Genomic DNA, 16,642 nt, shown 5'->3' with positions numbered 1-16,642 from the left:
TAACTGCCCATGACAAACAGTCTGCATCAAAAACCAGGAGATGGATGGTCTCTAGACGAACGGAACCCCAAAATCATTGAATCCTGGATGCCGATTTGGAGCTGGTTTTATCACTACTATTTTCGCGTCCAAACCGACGGTTGGCATCATCTTTCCAACAATGAACCCGTCCTAATTGTCGGCTCCCATAACGGCGGCTTAGTCTCTCCAGACATGATTATGATGATTTATGACTGGTTTCGTCATTTTGGCACAGAACGCCTCGTCTATGGGCTAACCCACCGGCATATTTGGGATCTCAATCCCGGTTTAGCCAAAGAAGCGGTAGCCATTGGTTCGGTGCGGGCGCATCCGAAAATGGCGATCGCCGCCTTCCAGAAAGGAGCCAGCGTCCTCGTCTATCCTGGAGGAGCGCAAGATGTTTTCCGTCCCCATTCTCAACGCCATCAAATCGAATTCGCCGGCCGTAAAGGCTTTATTAAACTTGCTCTGCGCCAAAATGTCCCCATTATCCCCGCCATTTCCTACGGGGCCCATGATACCCTCATGGTCTTAGGCGATATTTATCCCCTGATGAAACAACTCCATCAATGGGGACTCCCTTGGCCCTATAACCTCGATCCCGAAGTCTTTCCCGTCTATCTTGGACTTCCCTGGGGCATTGCCTTTGGCCCCCTACCCCATATTCCCCTACCCATCCCAATTCATACCCGTATTTGTCCCCCCATTCACTTTGATACCTATGGACGCAAAGCCGCCAGCGATCCCGATTATGTCGAGTCCTGTTATCAGCAAGTCCTCACCACTATGCAAGGGGAACTTGATCGACTTATTATCCGTATCACCCCTTAACCCAACCCCAGGCAAAAATCTGCCCAATGTTTAACTCTATCCTCCAGTTTTTGGGCAAATTTTCCCCATTAAATCCCTAAAGCATAAACTTTTCATAAAAAATACATAATCAGAACCCAAATTCTAGTGATAAGATCGCCAATGAGTGCGCTTCGAGGGTTTGTCGTGATCCGTTCTGCGACTTTGGCGATACAGCCAACGCTACCATCCGTCAATGAAAATAACCGCCTTCGGTTATTTGCTGGCTCTGCTAACTTGCTCTTGGCTCAGGAAGTCGCCCGCTATCTAGGGGTGGACTTAGGGCCAATGGTTCGTAAACGGTTCGCTGATGGCGAACTTTATGTTCAAATTCAAGAGTCAATTCGCGGTTGCGATGTTTATTTGATTCAACCGTCTAGCTCCCCCGTCAACGACCATTTAATGGAACTGTTGATTATGATAGACGCTTGTCGTCGAGCATCTGCCCGCCAAATTACAGCCGTTATCCCCTACTATGGTTATGCCAGAGCTGACCGTAAAACTGCCGGTCGTGAATCAATTACCGCTAAATTAGTGGCTAATTTGATTACTGAAGCTGGAGCGAGTCGCGTTCTGGCTATGGATTTACATTCTGCCCAGATTCAAGGCTATTTTGATATCCCCTGTGACCATGTTTATGGTTCTCCTGTTTTAATTGATTATCTTTTAAATAAGCAATTACCCGATCTGGTCGTGGTTTCTCCTGATGTAGGTGGAGTCGCTAGAGCGAGAGCCTTTGCTAAAAAACTTAATGATGCTCCCCTAGCTATCATTGATAAGCGTCGTCAAGCCCACAATGTGGCTGAAGTGTTGAATCTGATTGGAGATGTGGAAGGCAAAACGGCTGTCTTAGTTGATGACATGATTGATACAGCCGGAACTATATCGGAAGGGGCGAGAATGCTGCGCGAAAAAGGAGCAAGACAAGTTTATGCTTGTGCTACCCATGCGGTTTTTTCCCATCCAGCCGTTGAGCGTCTCTCTAGTGGTTTATTTGAAGAAGTAATTGTGACCAATACGATTCAATACCCTGAAGCTAAACATTTCCCACAACTGCGGGTGCTTTCTGTGGCGAATTTAGTTGGGGAAACCATTTGGCGTATCCATGAGGATAGTTCTGTTAGCAGTATGTTCCGGTAAGCATGTAGGGGCGAAAAGTTTTTCGCCCCTACTTAATCAAGTGTAAAATATGAAAATTGTTGTTAATTGTTAATTGTTACAGCAGTTTCCTCTGCTATGAGGTACATTAATGACTGTTTTTAACGATAGCTAAAATGGCTCAAAGCGCTACCCAATCTGTTATTTGTTCCCCCATTCCCCCACTCCCCCACTCCCCCACTCCCCCACTACAGCGCTTCGCGCTGTAATTGTTAATTGTTAATTGATATACTCTAAAAATTCTGGGGGAACGACTCGCACTTCTCCAGATTTACACGGCTCAATATTGATCCAGAGGGCGGTTTTGCTGCGTTTGTTTTCTTGGAAGGTAAAGCGAGTTTGCTGATAAAATTTGGGGTCTACAAATTGGGCGCGATAGAGTTGAATGATTTCATGACTGGGTTGATTCTGATAAGTAAAAATACTTTCGATGCAGCCTAAATATTCGATGTGGGTTAACTTGGCGTTTAATTCTTCCTGAAATTCCCGTTTTAGGGCTTCGCGGGAGGTTTCCCCAAAATCAACTCCCCCTCCTAATGCGCGATAGAAGGTTTGGCCTTTATCTGGATCGTAACCTTCCGAGAGGAAAATGCGATCGCCGTCTCGAATCAATCCCAGAGCAATTACCCGGATTTTCGGCTTCTTCTTGGACATGGTGATTAATATTGCACAAATGTATCTTCAGTGTCCGGAATCGGCCAATCTGCGTTAACCCCACCAATTACTAGGGTTTCAATGGCTACAAACTCCTGACTGAGTTGCCGCAAAGCGTTAATGAGGATATCTAGAGCGAGAGCATCGCTGGTTCCTAAGTCAAACCAACAGCGTCCCCAATTTCCCTCATATTCAAATTCTCCCATATTATGCATCAATGCCATCAGGGAGCGATCGGCTTGTTCCCCATCATAGGTCATATAGCTGAGATCCAAGCCTTCCTCCTGCACTTGCAGATTTTCGGCATTAAATCCGCCCAATTTACCCAGATAATACCAGGCATCAAAGGCTTCTTGTAAATAGAGCTTTTCCGCATCACTGGGGATGGTGCTAAACTCGATCCAGATCCAAACATCAAAAGGGTTAAATTCGCGAAAGATAACATTCATGGCAATTAACAATTAACAATTAAAAATTTAGGGGTTCTTGGTGGATTTTGTGTTGGCGATAATCGCGCCGAGAATGGGGGTGACTTCTTCTGTTTCTGCTTTTAATCCTTGTAAACGGGATTCAGAAATGATGTCAGTCGCCAGCAAAAGACGTAACCAATAGTCTGTCTCGCGGGCTTCTTTCAAGGCGATATTGAGTTTGTTCACAAAATCCGCCTTACTTTGAGCCGCTTGTGCCTCTTCTACATTAGCACCAATGGATGTACCAGAGCGGAGCAACTGCTTCCCCAAGGTTTGCCCGACTCCTGAAGCCTGTTCCTCTAAATACTGGCACAGTTTGACAATCCTTAATGCTAACTTAAAAGTGCGATCGCAAATATCCTTCTTCTACATTCTTATTTAATCGATCTCTAAAAATCATTTTTAATTTTTAATTTTTAATTTTTAATTTTTAATTGACTCGTAGGGGCGGATTTCACCAACCATTCATAAATCCCAAGCGTAACCTCTGTATTCATGTCGCGCAGCGAAACCCGCCCCCACACGACATCGAGACCATCAATCAATTAAAAATTAAAACCGTTTCTTTTGGATTTTTGATATTTTTTTTGCAACCGATAACTTTGGTAAACCACTTCATATTCATCCGCCAACTCTCCCTGGAGTTTCTGCCATAACTCCAGACCTTTTGACTCAAATAAATCCGCATCTTCAGAGCATTTAAACCCGGATTTTGCTGGATCGTCCCAATCTAAAATATTATCATACATTGCTGCCCATGCTTGCAAATCTGCACGGGTTTCTGGGCTTAAAGGTAACGTCATCGGATCGATATCTCCCACCTCACCATCCATATTCCACAATGGATAGCATTCATAATCAGCCATTAGCTTAATGCGTTTAAACATATCTACGATCCTCCAAAGTCTTTCCCACTTCTAGGATTGGCACAAACAATATATCCATTATTGCCTACCGTAACCGCAATATAGCAAATTTGACTGTTAAATGTCAATCGATAAACGGGGCGATTAGCCGTTTGATAGCCAACAGTTTTTCCCTCTAAAACAGCTAGAATGACTGCATCAGCTACTCGATCTTCTGCAATGCCAAGATCAGAAAACTGGTCTTGATGATTGTGCAAAATATGTTGTAATCCAGAATTCAGATCGCCGCTCTCTAGAAAAATTATCTTTCCTGCTGAATTCTTGCCAATTTTGATGATTTCATCGGCGTTATGCTTAATTCCTAACACTTGCAGTTCAGTAATTAAATCCCTATTCATTTCTCATGGTAATGCATCGCAACGTCTTCATATCGGCTTCAAACGCCTCAACATCATAGTTCAGATACAAATTCCGCTTGGCGAGTTCATGCTGAAATTCAATCACCGTTAAACCCGTCCATCCACGGACTTTTCCACTACTGATTTTTCCTTGGTCATAAAGCAGTAGGGAAATTTCCAATTTTAACTCATCCTCAGTCATTGCACTCGCTTCGAGGATATCGTCAGGAATCATTAAACTCATAAGCGATCGAATAATAATGAATCATTCTTTGTATTTTATCATCCATAAACCCAATCCCAAACCCCCGTAGGGGCGGGTTTTACCAACCATCCAGAAATCCCAACCATAACCTCTGTAAACCCGCCCCCACACGATATCGATACCATCAAATCCGGTGGGTTTTTCGGTGGGTTTGGGCGGGTTTACATGATTGATTTGTGGGTCTCCTCAACTTGGGATAAACCCGCCCCTACAATATTTTTAATGGAAATGCTAACTTAAAAGTGCGATCGCAAATATCCTTCTTCTGCATTGTTATTTAATGAGTCTCTAACCCTCATTTTTAATTTTTAATTTTTAATTTTTAATTGACTCGTAGGGGCGGGTTTTACCAACCATCCAGAAATCCCAACCATAACCTCTGTAAACCCGCCCCCACACGATATCGATACCATCAAATCCGGTGGGTTTTTCGGTGGGTTTGGGCGGGTTTACATGATTGATTTGTGGGTCTCCTCAACTTGGGATAAACCCGCCCCTACAATATTTTTAATGGAAATGCTAACTTAAAAGTGCGATCGCAAATATCCCTCTTCTGCATTTTGATTTAATGAGTCTCTAACCCTCATTTTTAATTTTTAATTTTTAATTTTTAATTGACTCGTAGGGGCGGGTTAACCCAACCATCCAGAAATCCCAACCATAACCTCTGTAAACCCGCCCCCACACGGCATCGAGACCATCAGATCCGGTGGGTTTGGGCGGGTTTATATCAATTAAAAGTTATTAGCACCAACTTAAAAGTTCGCAATGGGGTGACAAGTCAGGTGGATATGCTATACTAAGGTTGGAGTGTAAATGAATCGCTCCTATCAGTCTATATTGATTAAAACATCAACTTCAGCGAAAAAAATCGACTCGCCGGAGGCGAGAACCGGCAAAGGGCAAAAAGGCAAAAGAGCAGATGGCTAAAAAGTCCTGGGGGGGAGACGGACAACCCGCAGACCAAAGACGCTGAACTGATCGTCGGGATTGTAGCTGCTCCGAATCGCAGAGCGACAGAACCTAGGATTGTAGCTCCAAGAACCACCGCGTCTTACTCTGTCTTTTTTACTATTCCTTTCATCGCTATTTAGCCATATAGTTCCATCGCTAGGCGCTCCTTCATAACTCTCATGCCACTCATCCGCGCACCATTCCCACACATTTCCATGCATGTCATAAAGACCAAACGGATTTGCCACCTGGAAATATCCCACGGGTGTAGTTTCTCGTCGATATTCTCCTTTTGGCTCTTCGGCATAAGTAGTGTTGCCATTATAGTTAGCTAGTTTTGTGGTTATCGTCTCCCCAAAATTAAACGGCGTTGTTGTTCCTGCGCGACAGGCATATTCCCATTCGGCTTCGCTCGGCAGTCGGTACACCTTTCCCGTATATTGGGACAACCGGGCACAAAATTCCACCGCATCATACCACGTTATGGTTTCCACGGGTCGGTTTTCTCCTTTAAATCTGGATGGCTCAGGCTTTAAATCTCGCTCCACTTTCGGCAACCTCGCTACCGCTTTCCATTGCGCCTGGGTTACTGGATATTTGCCCATGAAAAACGGCTGTACCGTTACTTCATGTTGGGGATGCTCACTACTATACCCTTCTCCTTCTGGACTTCCCATCAGAAACTCTCCCCCTGGTATCGCCACCATCTCCAGGTTCGCGCCATTACACTCTTCACTAAAATATTGCGCTTGTTTCCGCTCCCGGTTAATTTCCTCCCCTCTCCGATTCACCGTCACCACCTCAAACGAGAACCAGCGCAACGGCGTTGTTGCCCGCTTCCGGGGATACTCCAACCGCACCCCTGCCACCTCTTCCGCCCCTTCCTGCTCCGAAGGCACGCCGCGCCCATAGGCTCCATACTCCCGCCCCACCACCAACAACGGCTCAAACCCCCGGCGCAACGGTTCCGCCAGCGTCTCCACCAGCGCCGCCAACTGCACCAACTGCCCCTTATCCTCCGCTAAATACGCCCGTCGCAATGCTTGCGCCAACTCCTGCGCTGCCTCCGTCGGCTGCACATACGCCAGCGCCACCCATCCCTGACGCTCTGCCAACTTCCGGTTCTTCACCTGCTGCTGCACATACTGAACCAAAAAGTCAGATAACGCCCTCAACTCCCCATCATTCAATCCCCGCAACAACTCCTCCCGAATCGACAACTCCATCCGGTACACTTCCTCTAACTCCTGCTGCTCCCCTTTCTCCGACTCCCCCAACTGCATTTGACAGAGATTCGACAACAACACATCCGCCACCCCATACCAAGGAACCGAGGAATCTTTACCGCCATCCTTGCCAAACCGCTCCCACAACCGATACAACAAATCCGGTGTCAGCACCAAGGGAAACGCCCCACACCGCGCCAACCGCAACCACCCATCCCCATACCGCCTATAAAATCCCGCAATTCTGCCCTCTGCGGAAAAGGCATCAAAATTCCCCATTGTTATGGATGTATCCATTGATTGTAGGGGCGAACGGCCGTTCGCCCCTACGGGTTTCGCCTCCCCTCCAGCCACCAACCAATCCCCCAAATCCTGCAACTCCTCCAACCCAAACATCCCCATCCGCCCATCCACCTGGGCAAACCGGGCAATCTCCTCGGCAGACGTATCCCCCCAACGCTGGCGGGGCAACGGATTCAACCAGCCTATCCGCGCCACCGACAACAACCCATACTCCAAAAACCGCTCCGTCTCCTCTATCCGCTCCTCCACATAGCGCCCCCGCGCCGCCCCCGCATCACTGAAAATCACCACCACCTGCTGTTGCTGCCCTTTCCCCAATATCTCCCTCACCCGCACCTGCCGCCAACATTCGGCATCCTCATACACCCGCAACCCCGGCACATTGCGAAAATACCACACCCGCACCCCCTGCGCCGCTTTCAGCAACAGCCGACACAAGGGCTGAAACGGAACCATGGAAGCCGAGCTATCCACCAACAGAATCACCTCAAACCCCTCGCGCCACTGCCGACGATACACCGGAGCGGTAAAAAATCCCCGCCGCGCCACATCCGTCACCGTCGCCACCACATCCACTTCCCGCGATAACTCTTCTGAGAGCATCGGCGACTGTAACCGACTCCAAAACCCCTCCATCTCCCGCCGACTCACGGGAAAATAATTGCGCTCTTGGGGCGACTTCCGCACCGCTTCCCCCACTTCAGGGGCGCTATACCTCTGACTCAACCAGCTCTCAACCGTCTCCCCCGTCTCCTCCCCATCGGGAAACTGGCGCTTATCTACAAGGGGAACAACATTTCCCTTCTCTTCCTCTCCTTTCCTTTCCCCTTGCTCTTGCCCTTGCTCTCGCTGCACCCACTCTCCCAGCGCCACCGTCACCTGCTCCGACTCCTGTTTGCGCCATTGGGCAAAGGCATCATCAAAAATGCGCTGCTCCTGGGGCGACTTCGCCCACACGATGCGAAACAACCGCCCAATTTTATCGGCATCACTAATATCTAACCCCTGTTCCAAGGAACTCACCAATCCCTCCAGCGCCAACCGATACTGCTCAGTCGTCAGATGGAGCGGCTCGCGCAATTGCAAAAATAGGTTCAATAAGGGTGGATTTTTCATGATTTTATTGTACCCGCCCAGGGTCGAGAAACCCGGTTTCTGTATTTCTCACATCAAATTTAAAGATCCCCCTAAATCCCCCTTAAAAAGGGGGACTTTTACTGCCCCCCTTTTTTAAGGGAGGTTGGGGGGATCTAGAGTGTAGGGCAGTGCCCACCCTACAGTAAACTGTAGGGGTAATTCATGAATTACCCCTACAATTTATAAAAAATCTTGCCGTTCTTCTCGCTCTTTCAACAACGCAGTCGCATAGGGTAAATCTTTTTGTCCTAATTTCTCTAAAACCTTGTCCGGTTCATAGCCAATTAACGCCTGAAACCAATCAATCAACTCGCTGGTACTCACCTTGCGCTCGTCCATCTGTTCTCGCAATTCTAAGAATTTATCAATGGCTTGAGTTACCACTTCTTCCGGTGCTTCCTTAAACCGTCCCTCAAGAATTCTCTTCAACTCTTCTTGATTCGGCAATTCAATATAATGATACAGACAACGCCTGAGAAAAGCGCGGGGTAATTTCTTCTCCTGATTGCTGGTAATGATGATAATGGGCGGCTTTTCTTTGTCAGCTTCCCACCACTGATTAATAGGCTTAACAAAATAGCGCCCTTCTTCAATTGTCAATAATAAATCATTGGGAAAATCCCGGTCAGCCTTATCAATTTCATCAATTAACACGACTGTCCAAGCCTCTTTATCCTGAAAAGCATCCCCTAACGGCCCATTTTCCAAAAAATCGCTGGTATTAGCCGGATTTTTTTGACTCTCTTTAATCCCCGTTTGCTGTAACTGCGCGGCTTGCAATCGACCAATATAATCATAGGTGTAAAACCCTTCTTCGGCTTTGCTAGTCGATTGAACATTCCAGAGTCTAAATTTCCAATTAATCTGTTTATATCGTTGACTCAATTCATAAACCAAGGCATAAGCTAACCGACTTTTCCCACATCCCGGTTCCCCCTCCAACAACAGGGGACGCTTGAGCAATAAGGCTAAGTTAACCGCTTCAATCAATTCTGGACTGGGATAATAGGGATAGAGTGTAGTCTGGACTAGCTCGCTCCATTTCCCCGGTTGCGGTTGTTCGTCTCCAGTATATTTTAAGGGTAGTTGAACCATCGTGTTTCTCCGTCAAAGTAATGGCCAAAATTAAATGTTTTATAGATTGTTCTTAAAATAATTTCTACAATGCTTGTAGGGTGGTTTTCATTAGGACTTTGCAACCTACTCTGAGACAAGTTTAAGATTTCCTCAGATAATTGAATCGGATCAAAATTAAATTGTAGATGGGCACAAATTTCATCGAGTTTTTCCTTCAGATGATTGGTTTCTAAATTGATGGCTGGGAGATCGGTAAAATATCTTCTAAGATTTTTATTGCTCCACCAATTATTTGTTTTTCCATGATCCAAGACAATAATCAAGAAGAAAAAAGGGCTAGGATTAATTCCTTGAAGAATATCACGCTTATACCAATCTAAGAAAACGTTCTCTAATCTATGTAAGTCTAAACAATCGATTTTGTCGAAAATTAGTAGAATATTTTTCGATGGATTTACATCTTCAATTCTTTTCACCCCTAATATAGATGGGATATTCCCTAAACATGCAAACAAATTCATATGTTCTAAGTCAAAGTTTAAAGTAACTACATCTTGACTATTTTGATACTCAATAACGTTTCTTTGAATACGTTGCAGCATCCATGCTCTAGTACATTGGCATGGGCTAGATATTTTTAGTAAACCAAGGCGGCGTTTTTGTTTAGCGATCTCGCGAATACCAGAATCAACCTGTTGACAATCTATACCAAGTACCAAGTTATAAAAATTTTCGCGATCGGAATTAGAATAATTATCCTGTGAAGTTTCAGATAAATCATATCCGATAACTCTACAAAACGCTTTGAAATTATCATTATTCTTATTCAACTCTCCCTTCTTAAATCTGTTCCAGCTTGGCTCACTAATTCCCCAGGCTGAAACAATGCCTTGAGTAACTAAGTCCTTTAATAAGTCTAGATCTATTGTTGGATGTTCTCTTTTGAATTTTCCAAATTTCTGGTAATCAATTCTTAGAAGTTCGCCAAAGCGGTCATTTTCAAGATCGGATATCGGGATAGTACAGATATTTGGTGGAAAAATTTTATCAATTATTCCCTTTAAACAGCTTTGTTCATCTCCAAAGATTATCAGCCTGCTGGCTTCCGTCAAAATAGATTTTTTTTGTGGTTTTGTACATCGGTTTAATCCAACTTCTTGGATTTTGTCTTGAATAGCTTTGTGTTCATCCTCTGATGGTTTTGGCATTGTTTGTCAATGTGTCGATGATAATCTGGGACTTTCTATCATATGACCTTGTTTTTGTCAAGTTAGCGATCGCCTTTTTGATCGCCCGATCAACAACCCGATCATCACTACCCATCGCTTTGATCCATGCATTGTAATAGGTGATGAACCCAAGAAATGCTGCTCGCAGTCGCGGGGAAACCCAACCACTGCAAACAACAACAAGGCTATCTCTAATTTAACCATGAGCAGCATCTGGGAGATCATTTATCCGGTATAAATCGTGAAAAATCAACAACGGATCAAAAAGGAAACTGATCGCCAACTAACTGCCCATCTGATTGGTGATGCAGCCAATAACCTCGATACGGTGGTAGATCAACGGTTTGAATTTGTACAAGTCCCGGCAAATGTGGACATCCCCCAAGGCTCCGATCTGCTCATTACCAGCATTCAGGCTGAATATGGGCTGATGATCCTGCTACAAATCCTGGTACTGATGACGATTTGGTTTCGTCGTCGCTAATTCCCAGACTGCAAGAACGTTTGCACCGTTCCATCTGGGTTAAAAACGACACGCAAACGGGGTTGCAGATTACCCTCCAGGGGAGAAACCAACTGTTCGCCGAGTAAAGGCATTCCCGTGCGATCTAAGTAAGTGGATGCGGTTTCTCCTAGGGGGGTAATGCCTTGAACTGTACCATCAGAATTCAGGGAAATATTATACTCAATGGTTCGATCTAAACTTTCTGGGGGACTCCAACGCTGTTCAAAATAGCGCCGGGCTTCAGCAACTTGAGGAATGTTATCAAACAAGCGACTGTCCCCAGTTGCTCTCTCTACCGGAGGAGAGGCGCTTTGAGCTTCTGTAGGCGGAATCACATCATCAAGTTCCGTGGGGGGACGCTCTAAGGAAGGAGGGGGTGCAAGGGCGGGAAGTTCGGCTTCAGAAGCGGGCAAAATAGCGGCTTCTTCCGGTTCTGCTATGCTAGGCGGGGGGGGGATCGAAATGCCCTCGGAAGGGGCGCTCAAGACCGATTCAGGGGGCGGAAAATTAGGTGCAGTAGGGGGAGCAGAGGGCGGAAAATTAGGTGCAGGAGGGAGATTCGCCCCTTCAGGAGTAACGCCACCAATGGGGGGAGGAGGAGGCAGTTTTTCATCGGAGGTCATGGGAGAGGGTGAGGGTGAGGGAACCTCAGAGGGAGCGGGGGGAACGGCGGGAGATTGGGCGATCGAGGCGTTATCATAAAGCTCTGGACTGGGAGCTTGAGTGGCAGTTTCAAAGCTGGCTTGTGAATAAGGATAAAGGTCTTTGAAGACGATGACACTGCTGGCTGTGATGCCAATTCCAAGGAGTAAGCTGGCGGCAAATCTGAGGGGATGGCTGGTTTGAGTGATGGATTTGGCCGTTCGGACTTCTTCCGGCAGAGCCAGGAGATCTAAGTTATATTGTTCGATCGCCGTAGCCAGATCGAAAAGTTGCAGAGCGCTGAGGGTAACGGTAAGGTCATTCTCATCTTCTCCCAGAGGGCCGAGGTTGAGCTGATGTTGGGTGAGGCGTTTGGGTTCGGTTGACGGAGACTGGGTGAGGAGGTTCTGCACCGTAGTGGTGACCGTATCACAGAGAGTTTCCAGTTGAGTGCGATCGCCCTTAACGGTTATTTTAGCTTCCATCCCTTCCCGTGGGTCATCGAAGTGTAACCGAAAGCGCAGATTTTTAATCACCGGTTGTTTCGTCCATCGTGAGAGAGGGGAAGACTGGCCGATAATTTCTAGGGTGCAGGTAGGTGGGGTATAACGTCGGACGACGGAGGAACTCATGGGGTCAATTAAAAATTAAAAATTAAAAATTAAAAATGGGTTTATAGGGAGCGGTCGAGGAGGGCTAACCAAAGACGACGGGGGCCTCCGGGACTAGAGTAAAACAGGAGATCGATTAGGAGTTTGAGGGCTAAGGGGGTAAGCTCATCGGGGGGGATATCTTCACCATCAAGCATTCGCTCTTGATAGGTATTGGTAAAGGTATCGAGATAGTCTCCTAGGAGGGAGATGCTATGGAGGGGGCGATCTTCGGCCGTGAGTTGTTCCAGTAGCCCGACGGCACGGCGAATCAGTTCTTGGTGATTTTGGGCTAATTCACAACAGATTAACACGAGCGATCGCGCCTCTTCCACATCCAGCTTCTTCCGGCCACCACTCCCTTTGCGTAAGGGGTTCGCTTGACGCAAACGCCACAAGTTAACACGATCCGTTACTCCTTCTAGATTCAGTTTACTCGCCGCTTGTAACATAGCTTCCGAGCCAATTCCCGCTAAGGCCTCCAGTGCCAGTAAAATCAGATCTAACTGGGCTTTAATATTATCAAGTTGCTCTGGTTCGGGGACTCGATCCAAAGGCAATGGGGACTGTGATTTAGGTGACTTCACGGGTGAAGGCATACTTTAAGCATAGGGGATGGTATTGATTTTAGTGTGAGTGTTACCGGTTTGGAAACCACATAGCAGAGGAAACTGCTGTATTTGTGGGAGGTCAAAACAGATAAAATTCTCCTAGGGTTAAGCCTTCTATGAGTCCAAAGGCGAGGATAGCGCTACCGAGGGGGACGGTTAGATTATCAATACCAAAGCGAGAAAAGGCTTCTAAGAAGGTGGCAAACAGGGCAACAATCGCCGCACTGATCCAGATTAAGCCCACATTGCCATAAACTGGTAGCAAGATCGCCACACAGATCAGATAGCTGACGGCAAACATGGTAGCCGTTCCTTCCCAAGTTTTTTGTATCGTTCCCAGAACGTAGGGATGAGTGCCAAAATTTTGCCCCACTAAGGCTGCTAGGGCATCGCCCCAAGTCATAATCAAGATCCCCAGAGCGGCATAATAGGGTTGATGCAGGGGCCAAAAGAGGGCAATAAGCAAACCTATACTCACCGCGTAGAAAAATGTGCCCCAACTTTGGCGACCGATGCCATTGATGCCCGGTAGGATGGGAAAAGAGTAGGATAACAAGGCGATCGCACTAAAGACAATCGAAGCCGCTATTCCCACCCAAGCGGGAATATCGAAGAACCAGGCTAACAGGATCGCATTTCCTGAGCCAATATGGACAACTTTGCGAATGATTTCCGCATTAGCCCAAGAATAACGACTCAGCCAGACCGAGGCAAAGAAGATCAAACCTAGCCATAGACTGATGGTGAGAAATTTTAGCTCTAAAGTAAAGACGGGGGAAATGGACACGATCGCCTAGGGTTTCCAGTTCTTGACTGCTCTATGTCTGATTCTGCCAGAATTCGGCCCCCTCTGACCTATATTTTCTGGTTATCCTTAAAATACTCGCGTTCCATGCCAACCCATGAGCGGCAAACTCCGCGTCCAACCGTGAAACTTAAAGAACTGGTTGTTGAAATTGTCATCGATCCTCGCAAGCTCACTCACTATGCCCTAGACCCAGAAAATCCCAAAGGAAAAAATAAAGCGTTGATGTTTGCTCAACATTTAGGTTACACCAAAGATAACTATCAAGCCTTACTCGACCAAATTTACCAAAAAGTTCTCAATGCAGAAGCGATCGCCCAAAGTCAAGACCAATATGGTACAAGATATCAAATCGATCTTGAAATTCAAGGAATCGAACCCGAACAACTCGAAACCGTGCGGACGGGTTGGTTAATTCCCGAAAATGGCCAATACGCTCGACTGACTACCCTTTTTATTAAAAAGCGATCGCCATGAAACCCGAACTCTTCGACCTTGTAGAACTGCTGATCGATTTACCAGAATATCACCTATTCATCGGCGATCGCGGTGCAGTTGTTGAGTGTTTAGACGACACTCACTTTGAAATTGAGTTTTCTAACCCAGACGGAGAAACCACTGCCCTTTGTCCTCTGTCCACTGAGCAATTTATGGTGGTTTGGCAGAGTGAAACTAAACAATGGCTGGCTACTGGCGATAAAATCAAATGGATGAGCGATCGCTTATCTGAAGAAAAACAGGAAGAACTCTTGAATTTTGCCCGCTTTCTCTATCAAAAAGCTTGACACCTTTGACTGAAGTCGCGATCGCCTACTCTTCAGTTTCGGGTTCTTCCCTCTCCTCCATTTCCAATTCTCCAAGAATGCGGGCTAAGGTTGCTTTTAAGGTAGCTGGATCTTGGGGAAAGCCTTCATGGGAACGAGCCGCAGAATGGAATGGAGCGCCCTGGGAGCTGGTATTAGGGGCTAAGATCCAATCCACTTTTCCCGAAGCGATCCAACTTTGCAGTTGCTCATCTTGGCGGATAAATTTCTCCATACCAGAAATTGCCGTTCCTTGTGCATGGGTGGGGGAAAAGGGAATGCGGGGTTTTTCTTCTAAACTGTGGGCGATCAGATACAACAGAGAGCGGTTATAAATGTTAGCGCATTGGTCATTATTTTCCGCTTCATCGGTGAGGGTAAACAGGGTGAATGTACCGATTTTGTCGTCGGCGATCGCCTGGCCGTAGCTTTCATGAAACGCCGACAGGGTGGAGGCTGGGGCCCACAGGGTGCAGGAGGTGATGGGCTTATCATAGCCCACATCACCAGCCAGGAGAGAACCACTAATTAAATCCTTTGTGGTTAACAATTGTACCAAAGGTGCTAAGAGGAGACTCCCTAAACTATGGGCGATGACATGAATTTCTAGATTTGGCTCTTGCTTTTGCAATTGGTCAATATATTGCAAGGTTAGGCGAATCCCCCCATTATAGACCTTGGCTGCTTGCAGCGCTTTGGTTTTCAAGATGCCCCATTGCTGGCTACCCTCTGAACGCACCAGGGGTTCTAGGGCATCATCAAGGCGATCGAGCATGAAGTCCTGATTTTCTGCTACTGTACCTTCCGGTCGGCGCTGCTTCAAGCCATTTTGCAGAATCTGGGTTAAGGTTGCCCCATAATCATTATTCCAGAGGAAGGCGAGGGGATAAATTTCTTGATTGAGGAAGACTTGCCGTAAGTTGGTCATTGCTTCGACTACTTGCTCTTGGGATTTTAAACCTCCTGGGGCGAAGAGACAGAGGCGTTTTTTCTGCCAAGATTGGGTAATGCGGGAGAAGTCTTCAGTTAAAATTCTTTGCAGGGCTTCCGGGGATGTACCATAGGTTCCACTACCCGTTAATTCCCCATCTGCACCAATGCTAATCAGGTGAGGACGCAAGTCTTGATAGGTGTAGGCGCTGCTTTTGTGCCGACCACTGGATTGATTGAGTTTTCTGGGAATGGGGTTATTGAGGATCACGGGCACGCCCAAACGCGCTACCCAAACATCTGTACCGTTGATCAGCCAATCATCGTAGGTGATCAGGGCAAAGCCGTTTTTTCCCCAGGTATTGCCCCAGGAATTTTGGAACCAAAAGCCCCGTTCATCATAGCCGACGAGGGCAAAGGCATGGCCGCCTCGGATGGTTTCTTTGAGGGGGATGACTCCATCGGAGCCAATGCTTTCCCAGCCTTCATGGACGAGACCGGTGGCATAAAGGATACCCACTTCGGCGATCGCACTATGCATGGCTACCAGGTCTTTATGATTGACCCGATAATAGGCTCCCAAGGGCCGTTGGGCGGCATCTGAGGCTTGGGAGTCGTTGAGATCCCGTTTCACTTGGCCGGAGCGATGAGTCCAGATGCGATCGCTACAGACTCCGTGTTTATGCCAGGCTTTCACGGCTCCTCTGGCACTCGATCCTTCGTAGTCTTCTCCCGGCCATTCATCGTAGCGCTTGGCCATAGCATATAACATCCAGGGACTTACCTGAGTGAGATTTTTTAACCCATAGCGTTTGACGAGCAAATAATGGGCAACTGTGGCTAGGGCAAACCCGGTACAAGCCCCTTCCTTGCCTTGATCGAGGATGGGAATATTCCACTTGGTATAGTTTTCTAGGTCGATACGAGCGGGGACTTCGACTAGGGTGGCTTGGTAGAGTTGGTCGCGAAAGTCGAGGGTGTCGGGACGGGTGTCTAGGATGCGATCGACGACTTTGAGGATACTATGCATGAATGGGTAGTTGGTAAAGGGGAATGGGTAGATTGGCCACTGAAGTTAATTTTATGAGG

At 46.9% G+C, this 16,642-nt stretch carries 18 protein-coding genes; 5 read left to right on the top strand and 13 right to left on the bottom strand.

Annotation, left to right across the window (positions count from 1 at the left end):
• The first annotated feature begins 9 nt into the window (after positions 1–9).
• Together AC3FZD_RS20520 and AC3FZD_RS20515 are read left to right on the top strand one after the other, a co-directional pair.
• Complete coding sequence (locus AC3FZD_RS20520) at positions 10–852, top strand: lysophospholipid acyltransferase family protein (protein ID WP_488737801.1); 843 nt, start codon at positions 10–12, stop codon at positions 850–852.
• A gap of 141 nt (positions 853–993) precedes the next feature.
• A complete protein-coding gene (locus AC3FZD_RS20515) occupies positions 994–2,010 on the top strand; it encodes a ribose-phosphate pyrophosphokinase (RefSeq protein ID WP_488737800.1) in 1,017 nt (338 codons plus the stop codon).
• Positions 2,011–2,247: 237 nt separating this feature from the next.
• Here the strand turns inward: AC3FZD_RS20515 and AC3FZD_RS20510 are convergent, their stop codons facing one another.
• From AC3FZD_RS20510 to AC3FZD_RS20470, 9 genes are all read right to left on the bottom strand, one after another.
• Positions 2,248–2,682, bottom strand: coding sequence for an NUDIX hydrolase (locus tag AC3FZD_RS20510; protein ID WP_488737799.1), 435 nt, complete (start codon positions 2,680–2,682; stop codon positions 2,248–2,250).
• Positions 2,683–2,687: 5 nt separating this feature from the next.
• Positions 2,688–3,131, bottom strand: a complete 444-nt coding sequence (locus tag AC3FZD_RS20505) for a DUF3531 family protein (RefSeq protein WP_488737798.1) — start codon at positions 3,129–3,131, stop codon at positions 2,688–2,690.
• A gap of 27 nt (positions 3,132–3,158) precedes the next feature.
• Complete coding sequence (locus AC3FZD_RS20500; protein ID WP_488740399.1) at positions 3,159–3,509, bottom strand: four helix bundle protein; 351 nt, start codon at positions 3,507–3,509, stop codon at positions 3,159–3,161.
• A gap of 188 nt (positions 3,510–3,697) precedes the next feature.
• The gene (locus AC3FZD_RS20495) at positions 3,698–4,039 is read right to left on the bottom strand and encodes a hypothetical protein (protein ID WP_488737797.1); all 342 of its coding nucleotides are present in this window, start codon (positions 4,037–4,039) and stop codon (positions 3,698–3,700) included.
• A gap of 2 nt (positions 4,040–4,041) precedes the next feature.
• Positions 4,042–4,416 (bottom strand): hypothetical protein, encoded by a 375-nt coding sequence (locus AC3FZD_RS20490; RefSeq protein ID WP_488737796.1) that lies wholly within the window; start codon positions 4,414–4,416, stop codon positions 4,042–4,044.
• Complete coding sequence (locus AC3FZD_RS20485) at positions 4,409–4,660, bottom strand: UPF0175 family protein (RefSeq protein WP_488737795.1); 252 nt, start codon at positions 4,658–4,660, stop codon at positions 4,409–4,411. The genes AC3FZD_RS20490 and AC3FZD_RS20485 overlap by 8 nt, the downstream gene beginning before the upstream one ends.
• 947 nt (positions 4,661–5,607) lie before the next feature.
• Complete coding sequence (locus AC3FZD_RS20480; protein WP_488737794.1) at positions 5,608–8,280, bottom strand: formylglycine-generating enzyme family protein; 2,673 nt, start codon at positions 8,278–8,280, stop codon at positions 5,608–5,610.
• Between the two features lie 201 nt (positions 8,281–8,481).
• Complete coding sequence (locus AC3FZD_RS20475) at positions 8,482–9,396, bottom strand: AAA family ATPase (RefSeq protein ID WP_488737793.1); 915 nt, start codon at positions 9,394–9,396, stop codon at positions 8,482–8,484.
• Entirely contained in the window at positions 9,378–10,586 is a 1,209-nt protein-coding gene (locus tag AC3FZD_RS20470; protein ID WP_488737792.1) for a hypothetical protein, read from the bottom strand. The genes AC3FZD_RS20475 and AC3FZD_RS20470 overlap by 19 nt, the downstream gene beginning before the upstream one ends.
• Positions 10,587–10,848: 262 nt before the next feature.
• On the opposite strand from AC3FZD_RS20470, the gene AC3FZD_RS20465 reads away from it, so the two are divergent.
• Positions 10,849–11,091: a hypothetical protein gene (locus AC3FZD_RS20465; RefSeq protein WP_488737791.1), complete on the top strand. Its 243-nt coding sequence runs from the start codon at positions 10,849–10,851 to the stop codon at positions 11,089–11,091.
• On the opposite strand, the gene AC3FZD_RS20460 is transcribed toward AC3FZD_RS20465, so the two are convergent.
• From AC3FZD_RS20460 to AC3FZD_RS20450, 3 genes are all read right to left on the bottom strand, one after another.
• Entirely contained in the window at positions 11,088–12,386 is a 1,299-nt protein-coding gene (locus tag AC3FZD_RS20460) for a DUF4335 domain-containing protein (protein WP_488737790.1), read from the bottom strand. The two genes, AC3FZD_RS20465 and AC3FZD_RS20460, sit on opposite strands and share 4 nt — an antisense overlap.
• A 41-nt stretch (positions 12,387–12,427) precedes the next feature.
• Positions 12,428–13,003: a DUF3038 domain-containing protein gene (locus AC3FZD_RS20455; protein ID WP_488737789.1), complete on the bottom strand. Its 576-nt coding sequence runs from the start codon at positions 13,001–13,003 to the stop codon at positions 12,428–12,430.
• Between the two features lie 91 nt (positions 13,004–13,094).
• Positions 13,095–13,802, bottom strand: a complete 708-nt coding sequence (locus tag AC3FZD_RS20450) for a diacylglycerol/polyprenol kinase family protein (protein ID WP_488737788.1) — start codon at positions 13,800–13,802, stop codon at positions 13,095–13,097.
• 141 nt (positions 13,803–13,943) lie between these two features.
• Between AC3FZD_RS20450 and AC3FZD_RS20445 the strand changes: the two genes are divergently transcribed.
• Both AC3FZD_RS20445 and AC3FZD_RS20440 read left to right on the top strand, forming a co-directional pair.
• Positions 13,944–14,297 carry a DUF6883 domain-containing protein gene (locus tag AC3FZD_RS20445; protein ID WP_347179287.1) on the top strand — a complete coding sequence of 118 codons (354 nt, stop codon included), beginning with the start codon at positions 13,944–13,946 and terminating at the stop codon, positions 14,295–14,297.
• Positions 14,294–14,605 (top strand): DUF4926 domain-containing protein, encoded by a 312-nt coding sequence (locus tag AC3FZD_RS20440; RefSeq protein WP_283754289.1) that lies wholly within the window; start codon positions 14,294–14,296, stop codon positions 14,603–14,605. The genes AC3FZD_RS20445 and AC3FZD_RS20440 overlap by 4 nt, the downstream gene beginning before the upstream one ends.
• Positions 14,606–14,630: 25 nt before the next feature.
• Here the strand turns inward: AC3FZD_RS20440 and AC3FZD_RS20435 are convergent, their stop codons facing one another.
• On the bottom strand, positions 14,631–16,583 hold the full coding sequence (locus AC3FZD_RS20435; RefSeq protein WP_488737787.1) for a C1 family peptidase: 1,953 nt from the start codon (positions 16,581–16,583) through the stop codon (positions 14,631–14,633).
• Positions 16,584–16,642: the final 59 nt, after the last annotated feature.

It is taken from the genome of Roseofilum sp. KMC-1 (assembly GCF_057802075.1).
The sequence above is the reverse complement of the archived record's forward strand: the minus strand, read 5'-3'. Positions and strand labels throughout refer to the sequence as shown.